Annotated in this window: 25 protein-coding genes; 2 read left to right on the top strand and 23 right to left on the bottom strand. The window is 64.3% G+C overall.

All coding sequences use genetic code 11. The annotated features are described in order from the left end of the window. Window positions 1-4: 4 nt before the first annotated feature. Window positions 5-1,627, top strand: a complete 1,623-nt coding sequence (locus ASD55_RS05440; protein ID WP_056764204.1) for an amidase — start codon at window positions 5-7, stop codon at window positions 1,625-1,627. Window positions 1,628-1,651: 24 nt separating this feature from the next. Beyond that, on the top strand, window positions 1,652-1,930 hold the full coding sequence (locus ASD55_RS17970) for a hypothetical protein (protein ID WP_082542647.1): 279 nt from the start codon (window positions 1,652-1,654) through the stop codon (window positions 1,928-1,930). Window positions 1,931-1,938: 8 nt separating this feature from the next. On the opposite strand, the gene ASD55_RS05435 is transcribed toward ASD55_RS17970, so the two are convergent. From ASD55_RS05435 to rpsC, 23 genes are all read right to left on the bottom strand, one after another. After that, window positions 1,939-2,748, bottom strand: coding sequence for a hypothetical protein (locus tag ASD55_RS05435; RefSeq protein ID WP_056764202.1), 810 nt, complete (start codon window positions 2,746-2,748; stop codon window positions 1,939-1,941). A 100-nt stretch (window positions 2,749-2,848) separates the two neighbouring features. Then, window positions 2,849-4,231 carry a 3-deoxy-7-phosphoheptulonate synthase class II gene (locus ASD55_RS05430; RefSeq protein WP_056764200.1) on the bottom strand — a complete coding sequence of 461 codons (1,383 nt, stop codon included), beginning with the start codon at window positions 4,229-4,231 and terminating at the stop codon, window positions 2,849-2,851. A 29-nt stretch (window positions 4,232-4,260) separates the two neighbouring features. After that, complete coding sequence (locus ASD55_RS05425) at window positions 4,261-4,764, bottom strand: disulfide bond formation protein B (protein WP_056764198.1); 504 nt, start codon at window positions 4,762-4,764, stop codon at window positions 4,261-4,263. Window positions 4,765-4,941: 177 nt separating this feature from the next. Further along, window positions 4,942-5,325 (bottom strand): 50S ribosomal protein L17, encoded by a 384-nt coding sequence (gene rplQ / locus ASD55_RS05420; RefSeq protein ID WP_007808179.1) that lies wholly within the window; start codon window positions 5,323-5,325, stop codon window positions 4,942-4,944. Window positions 5,326-5,640: 315 nt separating this feature from the next. Next, window positions 5,641-6,639 (bottom strand): DNA-directed RNA polymerase subunit alpha, encoded by a 999-nt coding sequence (rpoA, locus tag ASD55_RS05415; RefSeq protein WP_056714883.1) that lies wholly within the window; start codon window positions 6,637-6,639, stop codon window positions 5,641-5,643. Between the two features lie 15 nt (window positions 6,640-6,654). Continuing rightward, a complete protein-coding gene (gene rpsD, locus ASD55_RS05410; protein ID WP_007808182.1) occupies window positions 6,655-7,281 on the bottom strand; it encodes a 30S ribosomal protein S4 in 627 nt (208 codons plus the stop codon). A 10-nt stretch (window positions 7,282-7,291) separates the two neighbouring features. Then, window positions 7,292-7,678, bottom strand: coding sequence for a 30S ribosomal protein S11 (rpsK, locus tag ASD55_RS05405; RefSeq protein ID WP_007513384.1), 387 nt, complete (start codon window positions 7,676-7,678; stop codon window positions 7,292-7,294). 83 nt (window positions 7,679-7,761) lie between these two features. After that, complete coding sequence (rpsM, locus tag ASD55_RS05400) at window positions 7,762-8,118, bottom strand: 30S ribosomal protein S13 (protein WP_056764196.1); 357 nt, start codon at window positions 8,116-8,118, stop codon at window positions 7,762-7,764. Between the two features lie 138 nt (window positions 8,119-8,256). Further along, a complete protein-coding gene (secY, locus tag ASD55_RS05395) occupies window positions 8,257-9,579 on the bottom strand; it encodes a preprotein translocase subunit SecY (RefSeq protein WP_056714878.1) in 1,323 nt (440 codons plus the stop codon). Between the two features lie 5 nt (window positions 9,580-9,584). Continuing rightward, the gene (rplO, locus tag ASD55_RS05390) at window positions 9,585-10,016 is read right to left on the bottom strand and encodes a 50S ribosomal protein L15 (protein ID WP_007808185.1); all 432 of its coding nucleotides are present in this window, start codon (window positions 10,014-10,016) and stop codon (window positions 9,585-9,587) included. 5 nt (window positions 10,017-10,021) lie between these two features. After that, window positions 10,022-10,222: a 50S ribosomal protein L30 gene (rpmD, locus tag ASD55_RS05385; RefSeq protein WP_007808186.1), complete on the bottom strand. Its 201-nt coding sequence runs from the start codon at window positions 10,220-10,222 to the stop codon at window positions 10,022-10,024. Next, window positions 10,215-10,736 (bottom strand): 30S ribosomal protein S5, encoded by a 522-nt coding sequence (gene rpsE, locus ASD55_RS05380; RefSeq protein ID WP_193385068.1) that lies wholly within the window; start codon window positions 10,734-10,736, stop codon window positions 10,215-10,217. The genes rpmD and rpsE overlap by 8 nt, the downstream gene beginning before the upstream one ends. A 91-nt stretch (window positions 10,737-10,827) precedes the next feature. Then, window positions 10,828-11,181 (bottom strand): 50S ribosomal protein L18, encoded by a 354-nt coding sequence (gene rplR, locus ASD55_RS05375; RefSeq protein WP_007808188.1) that lies wholly within the window; start codon window positions 11,179-11,181, stop codon window positions 10,828-10,830. A 98-nt stretch (window positions 11,182-11,279) separates the two neighbouring features. Further along, window positions 11,280-11,807, bottom strand: a complete 528-nt coding sequence (rplF, locus tag ASD55_RS05370; protein WP_056764195.1) for a 50S ribosomal protein L6 — start codon at window positions 11,805-11,807, stop codon at window positions 11,280-11,282. 11 nt (window positions 11,808-11,818) lie between these two features. Beyond that, complete coding sequence (gene rpsH / locus ASD55_RS05365) at window positions 11,819-12,214, bottom strand: 30S ribosomal protein S8 (protein WP_007808190.1); 396 nt, start codon at window positions 12,212-12,214, stop codon at window positions 11,819-11,821. Window positions 12,215-12,439: 225 nt separating this feature from the next. Further along, window positions 12,440-12,745 carry a 30S ribosomal protein S14 gene (gene rpsN, locus ASD55_RS05360; RefSeq protein ID WP_007808191.1) on the bottom strand — a complete coding sequence of 102 codons (306 nt, stop codon included), beginning with the start codon at window positions 12,743-12,745 and terminating at the stop codon, window positions 12,440-12,442. Between the two features lie 67 nt (window positions 12,746-12,812). After that, on the bottom strand, window positions 12,813-13,355 hold the full coding sequence (gene rplE, locus ASD55_RS05355) for a 50S ribosomal protein L5 (RefSeq protein ID WP_193385070.1): 543 nt from the start codon (window positions 13,353-13,355) through the stop codon (window positions 12,813-12,815). 9 nt (window positions 13,356-13,364) lie between these two features. Continuing rightward, entirely contained in the window at window positions 13,365-13,679 is a 315-nt protein-coding gene (gene rplX, locus ASD55_RS05350; protein WP_007082185.1) for a 50S ribosomal protein L24, read from the bottom strand. A 13-nt stretch (window positions 13,680-13,692) separates the two neighbouring features. Next, the gene (gene rplN, locus ASD55_RS05345) at window positions 13,693-14,061 is read right to left on the bottom strand and encodes a 50S ribosomal protein L14 (RefSeq protein ID WP_007513359.1); all 369 of its coding nucleotides are present in this window, start codon (window positions 14,059-14,061) and stop codon (window positions 13,693-13,695) included. A gap of 14 nt (window positions 14,062-14,075) precedes the next feature. Continuing rightward, window positions 14,076-14,351, bottom strand: a complete 276-nt coding sequence (rpsQ, locus tag ASD55_RS05340; protein WP_056714870.1) for a 30S ribosomal protein S17 — start codon at window positions 14,349-14,351, stop codon at window positions 14,076-14,078. Window positions 14,352-14,363: 12 nt separating this feature from the next. Further along, window positions 14,364-14,549 (bottom strand): 50S ribosomal protein L29, encoded by a 186-nt coding sequence (gene rpmC, locus ASD55_RS05335; RefSeq protein WP_007808194.1) that lies wholly within the window; start codon window positions 14,547-14,549, stop codon window positions 14,364-14,366. Next, on the bottom strand, window positions 14,549-14,962 hold the full coding sequence (gene rplP / locus ASD55_RS05330) for a 50S ribosomal protein L16 (protein WP_007808195.1): 414 nt from the start codon (window positions 14,960-14,962) through the stop codon (window positions 14,549-14,551). The genes rpmC and rplP overlap by 1 nt, the downstream gene beginning before the upstream one ends. Before the next feature lie 11 nt (window positions 14,963-14,973). Continuing rightward, a complete protein-coding gene (rpsC, locus tag ASD55_RS05325) occupies window positions 14,974-15,726 on the bottom strand; it encodes a 30S ribosomal protein S3 (RefSeq protein WP_007808196.1) in 753 nt (250 codons plus the stop codon). Between the last annotated feature and the right edge of the window lie 11 nt (window positions 15,727-15,737).

The raw sequence follows: 15,737 nt of genomic DNA, 5'->3' as shown, positions 1-15,737 counted from the left end.
TACCGTGAATCGTTCAGCCGTCCATCTCGCCGCGCTCGTCACCGCCCTGCTCGCCGGCCCGGCGCTGGCCGCGGAAGTTCCGGCGGCGCCGCCCGCCGACACCGCCTACGCCTCGATCGACCAGCTGCAGCAGCGCATGGAGGCCGGCACGCTGGACAGCCGCCAGTTGACGGGCCAGTTGCTGCAACGGATCGAACGGATCGACCGCGCCGGCCCGAGCCTGCACGCGGTGATCGAGACCAATCCCGATGCGCTGCAACTGGCCGGCACGCTGGACGCGGCCCGCGGTGCTCATGACAAGCGCGGTCCGCTGTACGGCATCCCGGTACTGCTCAAGGACAACATCGACACCGGCGACCGCATGCTGACCACGGCCGGCTCGCTGGCGCTGGCCGGCGCGCCCGCGCCGCGCGACGCCGGCCTGGTCGAGCGGCTGCGCAAGGGCGGCGCGCTGATCCTGGGCAAGACCAACCTCAGCGAGTGGGCGAACTTCCGCTCCAACCACGCCAGCAGCGGCTGGAGCGCCCGCGGCGGGCAGACCAAGAATCCCTACGTGCTCGACCGCAATCCCTGCGGTTCCAGCGCCGGCTCCGCGGCGGCGGTGGCGGCGGGACTGACCACGGTGGCGATCGGCAGCGAGACCGACGGTTCGATCATCTGCCCCGCGGCTATGAACGGCATCGTGGGCATCAAGCCGACCCTGGGCCTGGTCAGCCGCAGCGGCATCGTGCCGATCAGCCACAGCCAGGACACCGCCGGCCCGATGGCGCGCAGCGTGGCCGACGCCGCGGCCCTGCTCTCGGTGATCGCCGGCAGCGACCCGCGCGATCCGGCCACCCGCGACGCGGACAGGCATGCGACCGACTACACGAAGTTCCTCGATCCGAACGGACTGAAGGGCAAGCGCATCGGCGTGGTGCGCCAGCTGGCCGGGGCCGAGCCGAATGCCGATCGCGTGCTCGAAGAGTCGATCGCGTTGATGAAGGCGCAGGGCGCGATCATCGTCGACCCGGTGAAGCTGCCGCACCTGGCCGAGCTCGGCGACCCGGAAATCACCGTGCTGCTGTACGACTTCAAGCACGACATCAATGCCTACCTCGCCACCCGGCAAGGCCTCGGCGTGAAGACGCTGGCCGACCTGATTGCGTTCAACCGCACGCACGCCAATGAGGAAATGCCGTGGTTCGGCCAGGAACTGTTCGAGCAGGCGGAAAAGAAGGGCCCGCTCAGCGACAAGGCATACGTGGATGCGCTGGCCAGGGCGAAGCGGCTGTCCGGCCCGCAAGGCATCGACGCGGCGCTGCAGGCGCAACATCTGGACGCGTTGCTGGCGCCGTCCTGGGGGCCGGCCTTCATGACCGATCCGGTGCTGGGTGACCACATCGTCAGCGGCGACCCGACCGTGGGCGGTGCCTCGCAGCCGGCGGCCGTCTCGGGCTATCCGTCGATCACCGTGCCGGCAGGCTTCGCCCACGGCCTGCCCGTCGGCATCGTGCTGTTCGGCGCGAAGTGGAGCGAGCCGACGCTGATCGCGATCGCCTATGGCTTCGAGCAGCACGCGCAAGCCTGGCAGCCGCCGCGATTCCTCGACACCGTGGACGGCAAGCCGGTGCCGCCGGGCCGCTGAGGCGCCGGCGCGGAGTCGCGACCGATGGAACGCCAACCGCACATCCACTGTCCGCATTGCGCCTGGGAGCCGCGGGCGGACAGCCGATGGTGCTGCACCTCGCGCGAACCCGGCTCGGGCTGCGGCACCTTGTGGAACACGTTCTGGACGGCGGGCTGCTGCCCCGGCTGCGGCCACTACTGGGAAATGACCCAGTGCCTGTCGTGCCGGTGGGCCTCGCCACACACGCAGTGGTACCACTTCCCGCCGCCGAACGAGGGCCACGTCGGCGAGCGGGAGCAGGCGCTGGAAACGGTAGGCTGATCTCCCCCTCAGCGCAGGTAGACCGTCGGCCCCAGCACCGCCGCGAACGCCAGCGTCATCAGCACGCCCGCCACGAAGATGGCGTAGCTCCGGTCGATCACGAATCCCCGCGGCGGCTCGTTGCAGGGCTTCGCATAGGCGACGTTGAATAGGCCTGCGGTGCCACCGAACGACGCGGCGACCGCCGACATCAGGGTGATCACGATGCCCAGCGGGTTGAACAGGCTGACCAGCACCGCCGACACGCCGCCGATCAGGTAGATCGCCATGGCGATGTGCCGCTGGGTGCGGCCGGCGACCTCGCCGCCACCGAGCATCGCCCGCAACATCCGGATCGACTGCTTCACGACGCCGATATAGACGGCCAGACCGATCGCGAACATCACTGCGCGCCACAGCCAGGGCCACGGCAGCGGACCGATGCCGCCGCCGGCAGCCGGGCCCCAGTCACCCAGGTTGGAAACGCCGGAAAACATCCAGTAACCGGCGGCCACCATGCCCTTCACCGTGAACACGATCCACAGCACCAGCCGCGGCAGCGGTCGCTGCGCGCGATGCCAGCCGAGCAGCGCCAGCACGGCCAGCACCACGTCCATGCCGGTGCCGGCCATCGCCACCAGGCGATGGGCCCACGGACCGGTGCCGGGACATTCGATGTAGTACGCGCCGAGCTGGCTGGGCAGATGCCCGCTGGCGACGCAGGTGAGCGCGTGGCCGCCCAGCTCGTGCGCCATGGTCAGCAGCGGCAACAGCAACAGCGCCAGGCCGGCCAGCGTCCAGGGATCGACCCGCGGTGTGGTACCCGTGGATTCGCTCATCGCTCGCGCCTCCGCTGTTCGTTGGAGGCATTATTCGCGCGTTCGGCAGGCGCAGATCAGTGCGGACTGCCAGCTCCGCGCCATGACAACTGTCAGGCGCTCAAGCGCCGGCGTGCGCCGAGGAGCCGGCCGACTTGCGCACGATCAGCATCGCCAGTTCCAGCGACTGCTCGTAGTTCAGACGCGGATCGACCATCGACTTGTAGGCGCGATCGAGGTCGCTCTCGGACAGGTCGCGGGCGCCGCCCATGCATTCGGTGACGTCTTCGCCGGTCAGCTCCAGGTGCACGCCGCCCAGCCGGGTGCCGGCCGCCGCGTGGAGGTCGAAGGCCTGCTCCAGCTCGCCGCGGATGTTGTCGAAGCGCCGGGTCTTGTGGCCGTTCGAGGTGCTCTCGGTGTTGCCGTGCATCGGATCGGCCACCCACAGCACGCGACGCCCTTCGCGCTTCACCGCCTCCAGCAGCGGCGGCAGCGCGGCGGCGATCTTCGCGTTGCCCATGCGATGGATCAGGGTCAGCCGGCCCGGCTCGTCGTGCGGGTTCAGCGCGTCGATCAGCGGCAGCAACTGCTCCGGGGTCACCGAGGGGCCGACCTTGACCGCGACCGGATTGCGGATGCCGCGGAAATACTCGACGTGGGCGCCATCCAGCGCGGCGGTGCGCATGCCGATCCACGGGTAGTGGGTGGACAGGTTGAAGAACCCGGGATGGCGCGGCACCTGGCGGGTCAGCGCCTGCTCGTAATGCAGCAGCAGCGCCTCGTGCGAGGTGAAGAAATCCACCTTGGAGAAGCCAGCGATCGGACCGGCCAGGGTCTCCATGAAGCGCAGCGAATCGCCGATGCCGGCGACCATCTGCCGATACTCGGCCGCCAGCGGCGAATGCTCGACCCAGGCCAGATCCCAGTATTCCGGGTGATGCAGATCGGCGAAGCCGCCGTCGATCAGGGCGCGCACGAAGTTCATGGTCAGCGCCGAATGCGCATGCGCCGTGATCAGTCGCTGCGGATCAGGCCGACGCGCCGCGACGGTGAATTCCGGACCGTTGACCACGTCGCCGCGGAAACTCGGCAGGCTCACGCCATCGCGGGTTTCCATATCGGTCGAACGCGGCTTGGCGTACTGGCCGGCAAAGCGACCCACGCGTAACACCGGCTTCTTCAAGCCGTGCACCAGCACCAGGCTCATCTGCAGCAGCACCTTCAGCCGGTTCGAGATCACCGGACTGGTGCAGTCGGCGAAGCTCTCCGCGCAATCACCGCCCTGCAGCAGGAAGCGTTGGCCTTCCTGCGCCTCGGCCAGCGACTGCTTCAGCGCCAGCACCTCCCACGAGGTGACCAGCGGCGGCAACTGCGCGAGGTGGGCGCCGGCAGCGGCCAGCTCGGCTGCGTCGTCGTACTGCGGCTGCTGCAGGGCCACGCGCCGCTGCCAGGAATCGGGGGCCCAGTGATCCGGGATGTGGACATCAGACACGACGGGATTCATGGCATGGCCTTCGGCGGCGACAAGAGCATTCACCTGGACGACGTCACCCGACGGGTGGCGACGACCGCCAGCACGGCCAGCAACGCGAACCACAACAGGGTCCAGGCCGGCATCGGCAAGCCCAGGATCGGCTCCACCTTGGCGCACTCGCCGGAACCGGTGAACACCAGCTTCAGCATCTTCGCGAACGGAAATGCGTCCAGCATGTAACCCAGGCCGGGGCCGCAGGAAGGCACCTGGTCGGCCGGCAGGCTCTGCAGCCACAAATGGCGGCCGGCGGTGACGATGCCGCCCACGGCGCCCGCCAGCACCAGTCCCGTATATACCCAGCGCCCCCTGCCCTTCGGCGCGTGGATGGCGCCGAGCAGGAAGAACAAGGCCATCACCAGGAAGGCGATGCGCTGGAAGATGCACAGCGGGCACGGCGTCATGCCCAGCCCGTACTCGGCGTACAGGGCGAACGCCAGCAGCGCCGCGCAGACCAGGAAGCCGACGAAGAAAGTGACGCGATACGACCAGCGGAATGGATTCATGACGGATTGTTGCGTTGCGGAACCCGTGACATTACCGGTTCGCCGGGGCGCTGTCAGCCCATCCCGGCATTTGGCGGAAAAGCGCGATCCTGCGCCCGGCGGTATCGCACAAAAAAACCCGGCGGGTTGCCCGGCCGGGTTTTCACTTTGCATGCCGCGACGGTCAGCCGAGGCGACTTACTCGGCGTCGACGGCCTCGACCTGCGGACGGCCGACCAGCTCGACATACGCCATCGGCGCGTTGTCGCCGGCGCGGAAGCCGCACTTGAGGATGCGCAGGTAACCACCGGGACGCTCCTTGTAGCGCGGTCCCAGCTCGACAAACAGCTTGCCGACCGCTTCCTTGTCGCGCAGGCGCGAGAAAGCGAGACGACGATTGGCGACGCCATCGACCTTGCCCAGCGTGATCAGCGGCTCGGCCACGCGACGAAGTTCCTTCGCCTTGGGCAGGGTGGTGCGGATCAGCTCGTGCTTGATCAGCGACGACGCCATGTTCTTGAACATCGCTTCGCGATGCGAACTGGTGCGATTGAGTTTGCGTCCGGATTTTTGATGGCGCATGACTGGATTCTCTTGAAGGTCTGTTGTTATGAAAAGCCGGCACGCATGTCCGGATTCCCGCGGTTACCCGCTATGAGGAGCCTTTTTGAACCGGGCTCTTGTTCGAAAGCACGGTCGTCATGGACGACCGCCTCTGGCGACCGGCGGAGCAGGCAGAACCGTGCTCGCCAAGCGCAACGACCGGCGATCAAACGGGATCGCCAAAAAAACAACGCGACCATGAAGGCCGCTGGTGGTGCCTGGCGAGAGAGCCGAAACTCGACCTCGCCAGTGCACCGGCATCGTTCGCGATCACGAATGATCGCGACTCGACGATCAACCCAACTGCATGCCGTGCGACAGACCCGGCGGCGGCCAGTTCTCGAGCTTCATGCCCAGCGCGAGACCACGCCCGCCCAGCACGTCCTTGATTTCCGTCAGCGACTTCTTGCCCAGGTTCGGCGTCTTCAGCAACTCGACCTCGGTCTTCTGCACCAGGTCGCCGATGTAGTAGATGCTCTCGGCCTTCAGGCAGTTCGCCGAACGCACGGTCAGCTCCAGATCGTCGATCGGACGCAGCAGCAGCGGATCGAAACCGCTCTTCTCGGCCTTGTCGGTGGCGCTCTCGCGACGCGAGAAGTCACCGAACACGGACAGCTGGTCGTTGATGATCTCGGCGGCCTTGCGCACCGCGTCTTCCGCACCGATGGTGCCGTTGGTCTCGATGTCCAGCACCAGCTTGTCGAGGTTGGTGCGCTGCTCGACACGAGCGGCGTCCACTTCGTAAGCCACGCGCAGCACCGGCGCGAACGACGCATCCAGCTGCAGGCGACCGATCGGGCGCGCCTCGTCATCCGGATGCTGACGCGTGCTGGCCGGCTGGTAGCCGACGCCGCGACGCACCTTCAGGCGCATGTTGAGCGCGATGTCCTTGGTCAGGTGGCAGATCACGTGCTCGGGGTTGATGATTTCCACCGAGTGGTCGACGACGATGTCGCCGGCCGTGACCACGCCCTTGCCCTTCTTGGACAGGGTCAGGGTGACTTCATCACCCGTGTGCTGGCGAATCGCCACGTCCTTCAGGTTGAGCAGGACTTCGATCACGTCCTCCTGCAGGCCTTCCAGGGTGGTGTATTCGTGCAGCACGCCATCGATTTCAACCTCGACGATGGCGCTGCCAGGGATCGAGGAGAGCAGCACGCGACGCAGCGCGTTGCCCAGGGTATGGCCAAAGCCACGCTCGAGCGGCTCGACCACCACCTTGGCGCGGTTGGCTCCGAGCTGTTCGACGCTGAGGCCACGAGGCCGCAGCACGCTAGTTGACGAAACTGCCATGCAGAACTCCGGTAATTACTTCGAGTAAAGCTCGACGATCAATGCTTCATTGATGTCGGACGGCAGATCACCGCGATCCGGCACCGACTTGAACGTGCCTTCGAACTTCTTGGCGTCGACTTCGACCCAGATCGGACGCAGATCCATGGTGTCGAACACGGTCGCGGCTTCCTGTACACGCAGCTGCGTGCGACCCTTCTCGGTCAGCGCGATCGCGTCGCCGGGACGAACCTGGTAGGAAGGAATGTTCACCTTCTTGCCGTTGACCAGGATCGCCTTGTGGGCAACCAGCTGGCGGGCCTGGGCGCGGGTGACCGCGAAGCCCATGCGGTAGACGACGTTGTCCAGGCGGCTCTCGAGCAGGCGCAACAGGTTTTCACCGGTGTTGCCCTTGGTCGTCGACGCCTTGGTGTAGTAGTTGCTGAACTGGCGCTCAAGCACGCCGTAGATGCGCTTGACCTTCTGCTTCTCACGCAGCTGCACGGCATAGTCGGACATGCGCATGCGCTTGTTCGCACCATGCTGGCCGGGCTTGTTTTCCAGCTTGCACTTGGAATCCAGCGCGCGCGCCGGGCTCTTCAGACTGAGATCCGCTCCCTCGCGACGGGCGAGTTTGCAGGTAGCTCCACGATAACGGGCCATGGGTTACTCCTTAGACTCGACGCTTCTTGGGGGGACGGCAGCCGTTGTGCGGAATCGGCGTGACGTCGATGATGTTGAGCACCTTGTAGCCCAACGCGTTCAGCGAACGCACCGCCGACTCGCGGCCCGGGCCGGGGCCCTTGATGCGCACTTCCACCGTCTTCACGCCGTAGTCGCCGGCAGCGCGGCCAGCCTTCTCGGCGGCAACCTGCGCTGCGAACGGGGTCGACTTGCGCGAGCCACGGAAACCGGCGCCGCCGGCAGTAGCCCACGACAAGGCGTTGCCCTGGCGATCGGTGATGGTGACGATGGTGTTGTTGAAGGAGGCCTGCACGTGGGCCACGGCATCCGTGACAACGCGCTTGATCTTCTTCTTGGTTTTAACCGGCTTAGCCATAATTTTTGAGGCTCTTAGTAATCAGTGCGACCATGCAAGGCCGCTTTTTGATCGTCGCGATCAGGAATGATCGCACTGTTCAATTACTTCTTGATCGCGCGACGCGGACCCTTGCGGGTACGTGCGTTGGTACGCGTGCGCTGACCGCGCACCGGCAGGCCACGACGGTGGCGCAGGCCACGGTAGCAACCCAGGTCCATCAGACGCTTGATGGCCATGCCCACCTCGCGGCGAAGATCGCCCTCGACGGTGTACTTGGCGATCTCGTGGCGGATCTTCTCCACCTCGCCTTCACTGAGGGACTTGATCTGGGTGGTCGGAACCACGCCAGCATCCACGCAGACCTGTTTGGCTCGGCTGCGGCCGATACCGAAAATGCTCTGCAGACCAACCCAGACATGCTTCTGGACCGGCAAATTGACACCCGCGATGCGCGCCATGATGTACTTTCTCCGATGCGTTTCGTGCGCGGTAAACGCGCAATTTTAACCTGAATTACCCTGACTGGAAAGCCCTGCGGCACCGAGGCGCCGCCAGCTTCCTACCTTTGACCAAAACCGCGTCCACACCAGCAGCCACTAGTTGCGACGAAGATTGGCCTTCTTGAGCAGACTTTCGTACTGGTGACTGACCAGGTGCGCCTGCACCTGAGAGGTAAAGTCCATCACCACCACCACCACGATCAGCAGCGACGTGCCACCGAAATAGAACGGAACATGCCAGGCGCTCTGCATGAACGACGGCACCAGACACACCAGTACCAGATACAACGCACCGACACCGGTCAGACGAGTCATCACCGCATCAATGTAGTTGGCCGTTCCCTTGCCCGGGCGGATACCCGGAATCAGGGCACCCGACCGCTTGAGGTTGTCGGCGGTCTCGTCCGCGTTGAAAACGATCGCGGTGTAGAAGAACGCAAAACCAATCACCAGTACCGAAAACACGATTTCGTACAGCGGATTGCCAGGGCTCAGCGCCTGCACCAGATCCTGCACCCAGCGCGACTGCTGACCGGTGCTGAACCAGCTCACCGCGGTCGCCGGGAACATCAGCAGGCTCGAGGCGAAGATCGGCGGGATCACGCCCGACATGTTGATCTTCAGCGGCAGGTTCGAGCTCTGGTTCATGTAGGCCTTCTGCCCACCGGACCGCCGTGCGTAGTTCACCGTGATCCGCCGCTGCGCCCGCTCCATGAACACCACGAAGGCAGTCACCGCCAGCGCCAGGCCGAACACCATCAACAGCTTGATCAGCGACAGCTCGCCGTTGCTGGCCATGCCCAGGGTATGCACCACCGCCCCTGGCAGGCCGGCCACGATGCCGGCGAAGATCAGCAGCGAAATGCCGTTGCCGACACCGCGCTCGGTCATCTGCTCGCCCAGCCACATCAGGAACATCGTGCCGGCGGTCAGACCCACCACCGACGACAGGACGAAGCCGAAGCCAGGCGTATAGACGACCGGAGCACCGCCTGCCGCGACCTGACCCTGCAATGCCACCGCGATGCCGAACGACTGGAAAGCCGCCAGCGCCACCGTCGCATAGCGCGTGTACATGGTCATCTTGCGCTTGCCGGACTCGCCTTCCTTGCGCAAGGCCTGCAGGCTTGGCACGACCGCGCCCATCATCTGGAACACGATGGATGCCGAGATGTACGGGATCACGCCCAGCGCAAACACCGAAAACCGCGCCAGCGCACCACCCGAGAACATGTTGAACATGTCCATCAGGCCGTTGCCGCTGACCAGGCTGGTCATCGCCTCGGGGTTGACGCCGGGAACCGGAATGAACGAACCGAGCCGGAACACCACCAGCGCACCAATCACGAAGAAGATGCGCTGGCGAAGCTCCGTGAGTTTGCCGAGCTTGCCGAGTGCGTTGCCCTTGGCTGCTGCCACCGGCCTTACTCCACGCTGCCGCCGGCCGCCTCGATGGCTGCCTTGGCGCCGGCGGTAGCCAGCAGACCAGACAACTTCACCGCGCGACCGATTTCACCCTTGAGGACGACCTTGACCCGCTTCGCACGGCTGTTGATCAGGCCTGCCTGATGCAGCACGACGACGTCGATCACGTCAGCCTTGAGGTTGGCCAGCTGGTACAGGAACACTTCCTGGCTCGCGACCAGCTTCTTGGAACGGAAACCGATCTTCGGCATCCGGCGGTTCAGCGGCATCTGGCCGCCTTCGAAACCGAACTTGTGGGTGCCGCCCGCGCGGGCGTGCTGACCCTTGTGACCGCGACCGGCGGTCTTGCCCATGCCCGAACCGATACCGCGAGCGACGCGCAGACGCGACTTGCGGGAACCGGCGGCCGGCTTGATGTCATTCAAACGCATGATGATTACTCCTCGACCCGGACCAGGTAGTAGACCGTGTTGATCAGGCCACGAACCTGCGGACTGTCCTTCAACTCGCGGACGTCATTGAGCTTGCCCAGGCCCAGCGCCTTGACGCTGAGGCGATGACGAGCCTGCACGCCGCGCAGGCCCTTGACCAGGCGCACGCGCACCGTGGCGGCGGCGGTTTCGTTCTTCTTAGCCATTACCCAACACCTCATCCAGGGTCTTGCCACGCTTGGCGGCGATCTTCTTGGGCGAGGCGACCGCCTGCAGGCCCTTGATGGTCGCGCGCACCAGGTTGATCGGGTTGCGCGAACCCACGGCCTTGGCCAGCACGTTCTTCACGCCGACCACTTCCAGCACGGCACGCATGGCGCCGCCGGCGATCACGCCGGTACCTTCGGAGGCCGGCTGCATGTAGACGCGGGCCGCGCCGTGATTCGCCTTGACGGCATACCACAACGTACCGTTGTTCAGCTCGATGTCGACCATCTGGCGACGGGCGCGCTCCATGGCCTTGGAAATGGCCACCGGCACTTCACGCGCCTTGCCATAACCAAAACCCACCTTGCCCTCGCCGTCACCGACGACAGTCAGTGCGGTGAAGCTCATCTGGCGGCCGCCCTTGACGGTCTTGGCCACACGGTTGACGGCAATCAACTTTTCCAGCAGGCCGTCGGAATTTTCGCGATCGGTAGAAGACATGTTCTTTTCCATGTGCCCGGAATACCGGGACTTTGCTTGCGGCTGAGCCGCTTGGAGTTGTAGGTGACGCAGTGGAAATCGGGATGACCCGACCCGGTGCTACTCAGAACTTCAGACCGGCCTCACGAGCGGCTTCGGCCAGTGCCTTGATGCGACCGTGGTAGCGGAAGCCCGAACGGTCGAACGCGACCGACTCGATGCCCGCTGCCATGGCGCGCTCGGCGACGGCCTTGCCCACCGCCGCGGCGGCGGCGAGGTTCTTGGTGCCCTTGAGCCCCTCGGAGACCGACTTCTGCACGGTGGAGGCAGCAGCCACCACGTTCGTGCCGGAGGCGTCGAACACCTGGGCGTAGATGTGCTGGCCCGTGCGATGCACCGACAGGCGGGCGACAGCCAGCTTGCGGATGTGCGAACGCGTGGACTTGGCGCGGCGCAGGCGATTTTCGTTCTTGTTCATTTCTCAGTTCCTCGAAAGCGGATCGGCAAATGGCTGGTAACTGCTCTTGCTGAAGAGTCCGGCCATGGGTGGCCGGTCTTCGCGCAGGGACAGCGCATTTATGCCTTCTTGGCTTCCTTCAGGGTGATCTTCTCGCCGGAGTAACGCACGCCCTTGCCCTTGTAGGGTTCCGGCGGACGGAAGCCGCGAATCTTTGCAGCGACCTGGCCCACCACCTGCTTGTCCGCGCCCTTGATCAGGACTTCGGTCTGGGTCGGGGTTTCGATGCTGATGCCTTCCGGCGCATCGAAGACGACCGGGTGCGAGAAGCCCAGGCTCAGGTTCAGCGACTTGCCGGCCATGGAAACGCGATAGCCGACGCCGACCAGCTCGAGCTTGCGCTCATAGCCGGTGGACACGCCGGTGACCATGTTGGCCAGCAGAGCGCGAGCGGTACCGCCGAACTTGTCGTCGGCGCCCTCGTCCAGGCTGATGTTCGCCACACCGTTCTCGACCGCAACGGTGACGCCCGGCAGGTGATGCACGGACAGGGTGCCCTTCGGGCCTTTCACCGAGATCTGGTCGTTGCCGACGGTCAGCTCGACGCCCTTCGGCAGGGAAATGGGTTGTTTGGCAACACGTGACATCGAAGGACTCCTTATGCCACTTGGCCGATGACTTCGCCGCCCAGACCCTTGGCACGGGCCTGCGCATCGGTCAACAGACCAGCGGAAGTCGAGATGATCGAGATACCCAGGCCACCAAGGACCTTCGGCAGCTCGTCCTTGCCGCGATATACACGCAGGCCGGAACGGCTGACACGGGAAATGCGCTCGATGGCCGGCTGGCCCTCGAAATACTTGAGCTTGATCTCGAGCACCGGCTTGCCTTCCTCTGCGGAAGTCTTGGCGTCGAGGATGTAGCCCTCGTTCTTGAGAAGGTCGGCGATCGCCACCTTCAGTTTCGACGACGGCATACGCACGGTCGGCTTGCCCATGGCCTGGGCATTGCGGACGCGCGTGAACAGATCGGCGATGGGATCAGTCATGCTCATGAAAACATCCTTCAGAGTGCACCGATATCCGATAAAACCGGAAATCAATCAGATTGTGAGCTGGCAAGACGCCAGCCTGCGTTGCGCAGACCGCCGACTATAACAGCAATTTCAGGTTTTGGCGAATAGCGATGCGGTAGTCGCATCCGGCAGCCGCAACAACCGTTGCGGCCGACCACGACGGGCGGGCAATCTGCCCGCCCGTCAGTGCGGAACGTTGTTGGGTTACCAGCTGGCCTTGCGCAGACCCGGCACGTCACCGCGCATGGTCGCTTCACGCAGCTTGTTGCGGCCCAGGCCGAACTTCGCATAGACCGCACGCGGACGACCGGTCAGCGCGCAACGGGTACGCTGGCGCACCGGACTCGCATCGCGCGGCAGCTTCTGCAGCTTGGTCTGAGCTTCCATCTTCTCCTCGTAGGAGGCCTTGGGGCTCAGCACGATCGCCTTCAGCTCGGCGCGCTTGGCGGCGAACTTCTCGACGAGTTTGGTCCGCTTGATATCGCGGTTCACCATTGATGTCTTGGCCATGTTTTATCAATTCTCTTTTTTAAGAGTCCGGCCATGGATGGCCGGTTTTTCGATCACGGATGATCGATTAATTGCGGAACGGGAAGCTGAACGCTGCCAGCAGGGCTTTCGCCTCTTCGTCGGTCTTGGCGGTGGTGGCGATGGAGATATCCATGCCGCGCAGCGCGTCAACCTGGTCGAAGTCGATCTCAGGGAAGATGATCTGTTCCTTGATGCCGAAGTTGTAGTTGCCACGGCCGTCGAAGGCCTTCGCCGAGACACCACGGAAGTCGCGCACGCGCGGCAGCGAGATGTTGATCAGGCGATCCATGAACTCCCACATCTGGGCGCGACGCAAGGTGACCTTGCAGCCGATCGGCCAGCCGTCGCGGATCTTGAACGAGGCCACCGAAACGCGGGCCTTGGTCGTGATCGGCTTCTGACCCGAGAGCTTGGCCATGTCGGCCACGGCGTTCTCCAGGATCTTCTTGTTGCCGGCAGCTTCACCCACGCCCATGTTCAGCGTGATCTTGGTGATGCGGGGAACCTGCATCACGTTCTGGTAGCCGAACTGCTCGGTGAGCTTGGCGACTACCTTCTCTTTGTAGAAATTTTCGAGGCGGGTCATGATCGTGATTCCTTACGCGTCCACGACCTCGCCATTCGAACGGAACACGCGGACCTTGCGCCCATCTTCGAGCGTTTTGGTGCCGACGCGTTCACCCTTGTTCGTGGCGGGGTTGAACAGCTGCACATTGGAGAGATGGATCGAGGCCTCACGCTCGACGATGCCACCGGCCTGATTGGCCTGCGGATTCGGCTTGGTGTGGCGCTTGACCAGGTTCACGTTGGAGACGAATACACGCTCGCCTGCAACACGCAGCACGTCGCCGCGCTGACCCTTGTTCTTGCCGGTGATCACGAGGACCTGATCACCCTTGCGGATACGGTTCATATCTTGACTCCGCTCAGAGCACTTCGGGCGCAAGCGAGACGATCTTCATGAACTTCTCGCTGCGCAGCTCGCGGGTGACCGGCCCGAAAATACGGGTACCGATCGGCTCGAGCTTGTTGTTGAGGAGGACCGCTGCATTGCCGTCGAAACGGATCAGCGAACCATCGGGACGGCGGACACCCTTGGCGGTGCGAACCACCACGGCATTGTACACCTCGCCCTTCTTGACCTTGCCGCGGGGAATCGCATCCTTCACGGTGACCTTGATGACGTCACCGATCGCGGCGTAACGACGCTTGGAGCCGCCGAGCACCTTGATGCACATCAATTCCTTCGCGCCGCTGTTGTCCGCTGCGGAAAGCGTGCTTTGCATCTGGATCATGTCTGCACCCTCCCTTAGACGTTGGCGCGCGTGATGATCTCGACCACGCGGTGATGTTTGGTCTTGGACAATGGACGGCACTCGGCGATACGCACGAGGTCACCCTCGTTCGCACCCAGGTCGTCCTGCGCATGCAGCTTGGTCGACCGGCGGATGATCTTGCCGAGCAGCCAATGCTGCTCCTGACGCTCGACCAGGACGGTAACCGTCTTGTCCATCTTGTTGCTGGTGACGCGACCTTCGAGGGTACGCGTCTGCTTCTTGTCAGATTGAATCTGGTTGTCGCTCATGTCGGCCGTCCCTTACTTCTTGCTGCCGAGCACGAACTTCGTGCGGGCGATGTCGCGCCGAACGCGGCGCAGCTGGTGCGGCTGGGTAAGCTGGCCGGAACCCTTCTGCATGCGCAGATTGAACTGCTCCTTGCGCAGGTCCAGCAGATGCTGCTTCAGCTCGTCGGCCGACTGGTTGTTGATATCTTTGCTGGCCATCACATCACCGCCCGGGTCACAAACTGGGTCTGCACCGAGAGCTTGGCGGCGGCCAGGCGGAACGCCTCGCGTGCCGTCGTCTCGTCGACGCCCTCGATCTCGTAAAGCATGCGACCAGGCTGGATCGGAGCGACCCAGAACTCGACGCTGCCCTTGCCGGCGCCCATGCGGACTTCGATGGGCTTCTTGGTGATCGGCTTGTCGGGGAACACACGGATCCACAACTTGCCGCCACGCTTGACGAAGCGGGTGATGCAACGACGGGCGGCTTCGATCTGGCGCGCGGTGAGCGCACCGTGGGTCGTCGCCTTCAGGCCGTACTCGCCAAAGCTGACGAGGTTGGAGCACTGAGCCAGACCGTCGTTGCGGCCCTTGAACTGTTTGCGGTATTTGGTTCGCTTAGGTTGCAACATGGCAACTCTCCTTACTTCGCAGACCGCTCGCGGCGGCCGTCACCGGCCTCGCGACGCGAATCGTTACGACGACCTTCGCCACCTTCGCGGCGCGGCTGCGACGGCTCGTCCTTCGACTCCTGGCTGGCAGCGGCCAGATCGAAGATCTCGCCCTTGTAGACCCAGACCTTGATGCCGATGATGCCGTAGGTGGTTTTCGCCTCGGCCGTGCCGTAGTCGATGTCGGCGCGCAGCGTGTGCAGCGGCACCCTACCTTCGCGAGCCCACTCGGAACGGGCGATCTCGGCACCGTTCAGACGACCGGAAACGTTGATCTTGATGCCCAGGGCGCCCAGGCGCATCGCGTTGCCGACCGAGCGCTTCATCGCGCGGCGGAACATGATGCGACGCTCCAGCTGCTGCGCGATCGACTCGGCAACCAGCTGCGCGTCCAGCTCGGGCTTGCGCACTTCATTGACGTTGATGTGCGTCGGAACGCCCATCATGTCGCTGACTTCCTTGCGCAGCTTCTCGATATCCTCGCCCTTCTTGCCGATCACCACGCCCGGACGGGCGGTGTGGATCGTCACGCGTGCGGTCTTGGCCGGACGCTCGATCTGGATCTTCGAGATGCCGGCGGCAGCCAGCTTCTTCTTCAGCATGTCGCGGACCTTGATGTCGGCCACGAGATACTTCGCGTAATCGCCCTTGTTGGCGTACCACTTCGAGTTCCAGTCCTTGGCAATGCCGAGGCGGATACCGGTGGGATGAACTTTATGACCCATCGTCTATGTCC

It is taken from the genome of Rhodanobacter sp. Root561 (assembly GCF_001427365.1).
Lineage (GTDB): Bacteria > Pseudomonadota > Gammaproteobacteria > Xanthomonadales > Rhodanobacteraceae > Rhodanobacter.
The sequence above is the reverse complement of the archived record's forward strand: the minus strand, read 5'-3'. Positions and strand labels throughout refer to the sequence as shown.